Source organism: Sulfuriflexus sp. (assembly GCF_032250955.1).
Lineage (GTDB): Bacteria > Pseudomonadota > Gammaproteobacteria > AKS1 > AKS1 > Sulfuriflexus.
In genome coordinates, this window is record NZ_JAVVES010000096.1 from 1 (window position 1) to 6,672 (window position 6,672).

7 protein-coding genes are annotated in these 6,672 nt (G+C 53.3%); 6 read left to right on the plus strand and 1 reads right to left on the minus strand.

Features of this window, described 5'->3' with window-relative positions; all coding sequences use genetic code 11:
* The 6 genes from RQ738_RS12740 to RQ738_RS12765 form a co-directional block, all read left to right on the plus strand.
* A partial coding sequence (locus RQ738_RS12740) for a cytochrome c3 family protein (RefSeq protein WP_314165648.1) occupies window positions 1–777 on the plus strand: 777 nt, incomplete at its 5' end.
* 164 nt (window positions 778–941) lie between these two features.
* Entirely contained in the window at window positions 942–2,063 is a 1,122-nt protein-coding gene (locus RQ738_RS12745; RefSeq protein ID WP_314165649.1) for a cytochrome c3 family protein, read from the plus strand.
* A 3-nt stretch (window positions 2,064–2,066) separates the two neighbouring features.
* Window positions 2,067–2,966 (plus strand): NHL repeat-containing protein, encoded by a 900-nt coding sequence (locus RQ738_RS12750; RefSeq protein ID WP_314165650.1) that lies wholly within the window; start codon window positions 2,067–2,069, stop codon window positions 2,964–2,966.
* A 53-nt stretch (window positions 2,967–3,019) separates the two neighbouring features.
* Window positions 3,020–4,021 (plus strand): cytochrome c3 family protein, encoded by a 1,002-nt coding sequence (locus tag RQ738_RS12755; RefSeq protein WP_314165651.1) that lies wholly within the window; start codon window positions 3,020–3,022, stop codon window positions 4,019–4,021.
* A 62-nt stretch (window positions 4,022–4,083) separates the two neighbouring features.
* Window positions 4,084–4,656, plus strand: coding sequence for a methyl-accepting chemotaxis protein (locus tag RQ738_RS12760; RefSeq protein ID WP_314165652.1), 573 nt, complete (start codon window positions 4,084–4,086; stop codon window positions 4,654–4,656).
* A gap of 335 nt (window positions 4,657–4,991) precedes the next feature.
* Window positions 4,992–6,110: a HupE/UreJ family protein gene (locus RQ738_RS12765; RefSeq protein ID WP_314165653.1), complete on the plus strand. Its 1,119-nt coding sequence runs from the start codon at window positions 4,992–4,994 to the stop codon at window positions 6,108–6,110.
* Window positions 6,111–6,297: 187 nt separating this feature from the next.
* On the opposite strand, the gene RQ738_RS12770 is transcribed toward RQ738_RS12765, so the two are convergent.
* A partial coding sequence (locus RQ738_RS12770; protein ID WP_314165655.1) for a hypothetical protein occupies window positions 6,298–6,672 on the minus strand: 375 nt, incomplete at its 5' end.

Here is a 6,672-nt window from a genome sequence, read left to right on the forward strand (position 1 = left end):
GATACCGTCTGTTATTCCTGCCATTCCGGCCTGGAGGGCGAGTTTCTGAAAAGCAGCATCCACAAGCCGGTGCAGAGCGGCCAATGCACTGCCTGTCACTTCGGTCACGGCGCCGACAACCCGCTGTTTCTCAAAGACACTGGTGAGAAGCTCTGCGCCACCTGCCACGAAAAGAACCTTTTCCAGGACGAGACCGCGACCATTCATATGCCCTATGAAGACGGCGACTGCATGACCTGTCACGATCCCCACGCCAGCGACAACACGGGCATGACCAAGACACCGCAGAAGCAGCTCTGCCTGGAGTGTCACGATGACTTCGGCGAGCGGATGCTGTCGGCAAGTGCCCGGCATATACCGGCCGAAGACGGACAGTGCAGCGCCTGTCACAACCCGCACCAGTCGAAGCTCGCTTCTCTGCTGCTGGCGCAAAGCCCCGACCTCTGCATGGCCTGCCACACTGACCTGCAGAGCAAGATGGCCGACGAAAACAGCCACTCACCGGCCGAAAGGGATTGCCAGCGTTGCCACCAGCCGCATTCGGGGAGCCTCGACATGTTGCTGACACTGCCACTGCAGGCGTTGTGCGCCGAATGTCATGAACCGCAGGCCAAGTCCTTCCAGGAGGCACATCTTTCGATCCCTGCCGAGGTCATGAACTGCATGAATTGTCATAATCCGCACGCATCGAAAGATCCAAAATATTTCAAGCCGACAATGCATGCTCCGTTCGCAGCCAGATCCTGTGATGCGTGCCACATTGTCGAGAAGCAGTAGAGGTGGCCGACATGAGATCTCGTAAACTAATCGTCGTAATGCTCCTGGTAGTTTTAACCTTATGTTTATTCTCCGCAGTCGTTCAGGCGGAAGGAAAATTCAAGCTCAAGCCAGGCGCTAAGGGGAAGCTTTGCCTGACGTGTCATGCCGCATTCAGCGCCAAGATGAACGCCAAGCATGTTCATACGCCACTGGCCCAGGGGGATTGTTCAGGTTGCCATAATCCGCACGCTTCCAATCATGGCATGCTGCTTGATGCCGATGCCGATTCGATCTGTTACAACTGCCATGACAATGTCGTTCCCGAAGGTGCCGTGAGCTCGCACCAGGTGGCCGCCGATGGCAACTGCGTATCCTGTCACGATCCGCACTCGTCCGATAATCCGGCTAACCTGGTGAAGGGTGGCAGCGACCTCTGTTTTGACTGTCATAAGGAGCTGGGAGAAAAGATCGCTTTAAACAAGTTCGGGCACTCACCGGTCAAGAAAAATTGTTTGACGTGCCATAACCCGCATGCTTCGGCAAACAACGACAACCTTCTGAAGGCGGAGGAGCCCGCTGTTTGCCTCAACTGTCACAAAACCAGCTCCAGCGGCTTCAAACTACGGCACATGAACTATCCGGTTGAACAGGCACGCTGCTCAACCTGCCATGATCCGCACGGTTCAAATTCCGGAGCAATTCTGGCGGACAACGTGCATGAACCGATCCGGAAACAGATGTGTAACCAGTGTCACAATGAACCTGGCTCTGCACAACCGTTTGCGGTGAAGAAGGCTGGTTTCGAACTCTGCCAGGGCTGTCACTACGACATGATCAACGAGGCCTTCGCCAAGAACCGATTGCACTGGCCGCTGGTCGACGAAACCGGTTGCATCAACTGCCACACCCCGCATGCGTCTTCCGAGCCGGGTCTGTTGCGGGGCAAGATGGCGGATGTCTGCGGAAGCTGTCATGCAGACACCCTGGCCCGTCAGGATCGCTCACAGACCAAACATCAGCCGATCAGTGACGGAGAATGCTCAACCTGCCATTCGCCACATGCATCGAATAACCTCTTTTTGCAGGAAAAAAAGTCGACTGTCGATACCTGTGCGCAATGCCACGATTGGCAGACCCACTCGACTCACCCGATTGGCCCCGATGTCATCGATCCACGCAATCGCAATGTTTCACTGGACTGCCTTAGTTGCCATCGGACCCACGGTACGGAGTATAAGCATTTCCTGTACTACCAGGATATCCAGTCCCTTTGCGTCCAGTGCCACACCAAGTATCGGAGATAAACCATGCGCTATTTATTCAAATATACGATCGTTGCATTCTTGTTGGGAATCATGTTCGCTGCGCCGGCAGCGGCGGCCAAGATAAGGCACCAGGGCACCGTCTTTGTCGACAATGTCGATCTGGCGCTCAATCATCCGGAAGGTGTGGCCTGCAGCGACAACTCGTTCGTCGTTGCAGATACCGGCAACAGCCAGGTAGTCCGTTATTCGATCTCTGTACAGGGATTCACCCCTGAGGCGACTTTCCCGTTGCCGGGCACCTCGCCGATCATTGCCCAGACAAACGCCGCCGGTGACATCTTCGTGCTGGACGGTAAGTCACGCACCATAATCAGAATGGATCGTGACGGGCAGGTAGCAGGAAAACTCGAACCGAAAGGGCTGCCCGACCCGAAGTCATTCGTGCCACGCAGTTTCAAGCTGGATAAGGACGGCAACATCAACCTGCTTGATATCTTTTCGCAACGGGTGCTGGTACTGAAGGTTGATGGAACCTACCTCCGGCACCTGCCTCTTCCTGAAGGACACGGCTTCTTTTCTGATCTTGCGATCAGTTCCCAGGGTATTACCTACCTGCTCGACAGCGTGGCAGGTGCGATCTATGCGGCAAATCCTGGAGCCGAGGCTTTCGAACTGCTAAGCAGCGGTCTCAAGGAACATATGAATTTTCCGACCAGTATAGCAATTGACAGCAGGGGAGAGCTCTACCTGTCCGACCAGTACGGCAGCGGTTTGGTTCTGGTCGGGCGGGACGGCAGTTTCCAGGGGCGCAAGTTCGGCATGGGCTGGGAAGACGGGCAATTCTACTATCCTGCACAGCTTTGTATCAACGACAGTGACACGCTGGTTATTGCGGACAGAGACAACAACCGGGTGCAGGTTTTCAACATTATGGATGAGTAAATCCTGGAGCTTACGGCATCAATTGGTTCAGTCGCTGCATTGAAAGTTTTATAATGGCCTCCCAATATAAAAAATGTCTCATTATCTGCCAGGCAGCCGGAGTTATTTCCCTGCTGCTTGGCAGCTTATTAATCGCCGCACTGAACCAGACAGAAAACAACGCCGTCAATGAAGAATGTATCCGTTGCCACATCACGATCTTCAACCAGGGAATAGCAAACAGCCAGCTGCATGCTCCCTTCTGGGAACGTCAATGCTTGGGTTGTCATATGGCGGAGGGGGCCTCCTGGTCAACTCAGGCAAGTCAGTCGTCAAAGGACACTGTCACCGGAATGGTTGTCGCCCAGGAAGAACTCTGGCGCAAGATACAAATTTACACGGGGGCAACCGGCCCTGTTTTTGAACAATTGGTCAAAATCCCTTTTCCTGACATAAGTACCTCTTACCGGTTTCGGATTGTCGTCAGCCCATTAACAGCAAATGTCGGGGGAGAGGTCCATCAGAGCCTCTGGCTGGGGTTGCAGCCGGAAGAATTGGGTGACTCCGGCCTTGCCGGACAAGTTGATGTGAGTAACGGTCTGGTTGCCCCGGTTAACGAAGTGATCAACACCGCCTCCCTGTATCGCAATGACAATACGGTCTTCATTGCCTGGGAAACACCCCAGCTTTTCTACGGCTGGGTTGAGCTCCAGGAACTGGAAGGGCTGAGCCTGACAGATCTGTCGGCAACAGAAACGGAGAGTCTCCAGTTGACGGTTGATTCCGGACAACATCCCCCCTTGAGAGACCCTGAGGACCTGGCGATCAACGCTTGCTACCAGTGCCACCCGGAATCAACCCTGGGCACCTCGCATCCGGTGCGCCTCTACAGCGGCTGGGATGTCCGTATTCCTGACGATCTGCCCACCGTGGACGGCATGCTCACCTGCGTCACCTGCCATGATCCCCATGGCTCCGAAGGCAAGATGCTGGTGCGCGAGACGATCAAGACCAAGCTCTGCGTCGCTTGCCATTTCAAGTTTAAAAACAGCTCACCAAGCACCATGTTTGATTGACGGGATATTGTGAAATGAAACCAGCTGGTACAGGTCAATCTGCAAAAACCGGGAGCGCTGCCATGAATGCCCAGAAACGCTATAAACGCAAGCTGCTGAATTTTTCCATCAAGCGGGATATGCAGTTCCGGATGATCGGCAAGATCTGTCTGCTGCTGTTCATCAGTCTGCTGCTGAGCAGTTTGATTTTTTATGTTTTCTCCGACCGGGAAGTCACCGCCTCTTACCGCACATTTCATATCAAGGCACGCAACTTCCTCGACTTCCTCCTGCCGGCTGTGCTCAGCTCCTTCCTGATCAGCCTGGCGCTCGGTGCGCTTGCCAGCCTGTTTTTCCCGAAAACGATTGTCGGCGGTGTCTACCGCATCGAGCAGGATCTGAAAAAAATGCGTGACCAGGGTGATTTAACCCTGCAGATCAAGTTGCGCGACGGCGACCAGGTCAGTTCTCTGGCAGCGGAGATCAACGCCATGCTGAGCGACTATCAAAGCAGGATCGACAGGCTCAACCAGTCCTTCTCGGTGCTCGAACAATATGTCGGCGACGAAATAGCCGGGCAGGGCAGGGGTGATGTGCAACTGGCGCAACAGGCCAGTGAACAAATGCGCGCCGAATTGCGCAAAATAAATTATTGAAACGGGTTATCTACTTTGCTCAAGTGAGTCTCTGATTGGCTACTGAAAAGCCGAAAAGCAAAAGGCATTGGCCGCTGATCAAATCTGATAACATCGGATAAACCATTGCAAAAACCCCAGATTATTTGATTCTGACTGAAAGACTTTAACCATAAGACTTTGGTCTTTGGCCATTGACCTATCAGCCCTGATCAGATTGTATCCGCGGCCAATTTAGCCGTTGCTGTTTTTTGCGTCTTGAGTGAGCGAAGCGAACGGACGTTAAGATTAATGGTTGTGATGTCAGAAGTTTCGAAACATCCAAAGAACCGAACCCTGATTCCGAGGTTACCTGCATGAATAGCAAAAATTCCCGTTTGATCCTCTACGTTGTTCTGCTGGTGCTGCTGCCGGCCGCTGCGATCGCGCACGGTATCTCCGAAGGTGACCAGCAGACCATGCTGGATGGCAACTACCTGCAATACGCCTGGCTTGGCGCCAACCACATGCTGACCGGTTACGACCATCTGCTTTTCATCTTTGGGGTCATTTTCTTTTTAACCAGTTTCCGGGGCATTCTGAAATACATTACCGCCTTTACCCTGGGGCACAGCATCACCCTCATCCTGGCCACCCTGCTGGGCATATCAGCCAATTATTATCTCATCGACGCGGTGATCGCCCTGAGTGTCTGCTACAAGGGCTTTGAAAACCTCGACGGCTTCAACAAGTATCTTGGCCGGCCTTCTCCGAACCTGCTGTTTGTCATCTTCGGTTTCGGTCTTATTCACGGTTTCGGGCTGTCCACGCGCTTGCAACAACTGCCCCTCGGTGACCAGGGCCTGGTGCTGCGCATCCTCTCTTTCAACGTTGGCGTAGAGGTCGGCCAGATTCTAGCTCTTGTCGTTATGGTCGCTGTTATTGCAGGCTGGCGCCGTGCCCGATCTTTTGATCGCTTCGCCATCCGGGCAAACCAGGGACTCATCGCCGCCGGCGTGCTGCTGCTCATGTTTCAACTGCACGGTTACGGTCACAGCATCAACCTGAATTTGTTTGGTTTCAATCAACCCGCCTTGGCGCAGTCGTCCTCACCGCAGGGAGAGGCATCGGAGGCCTTGCACAAAGCGCTGGCCTCTTATGATAAAGCTTTTGTAGAACGCAATATCCTGGCCCTTTGGGACCTGTTCAGCGACGATATCGTCTTGTACGAACAAGGCACGCAAGATGTCGGCAGGGATGATGCCCTTAATAAACACCTGGGCCCCGACCTCAAGGCATTCCAGCACATGGAGGCGGATTTCACCGATGTCCGGATTCTGGAAACGGGTAGTGCGGCAATCAGAACCCGTCAGTTTGCGATCAAAGGTAAATTACCGGACCGTTATTTCGGGGCGCGCGGGCTTGAGACACAGAACTGGATTCTCGAAGCTGGCAGCTGGAAACTTGCCCATATGCATTGGTCGTTTCCCGGATGATAACGGTCTTATTCTGCCCGGATTGAGGCCGATCCGCAATAATGGACACATCTTTGAGTCTTTTGGACAATCAGATTGATCTCTACTTTTTCCAGCCGGCCTCAACGGTTCAGCATTCTCGATGAGCAGACACTTTTGCTTGAAGTCCGCCAGCCTGTCGTAACCCAGGCTGGCGGGCGTCACTTTGTTATTTGTTGAACAGTTTACGCTTCAACGAAGGCATGGCCATCGAGACCACCAGGCTTGCGAGCAATATGGCGCTCGTCAGTGACGATACGACGATCGTCACAACGCCATTGGTGAGGCTGCTGAAAACAATCAGAAACCCGAACAGGTAGACGGTTATGGCGCCTGGCAGACTGCTGTGGAGGGTTTGTTTTTTATCTTCAGGTTCCGTTTTAAAGTTACATTTTTTACCGCAAACCCAGGATATTCTCGTCCCATACAAAAAGCTTACGGTTGCCGTCACAAAACAAGCGATGCCCATTAATGCGTCAAACATGTTCCACCTTTTTCCCTTAGTGAGAGCTATATATTCAGAGGTTGCTATATATACGCCTGC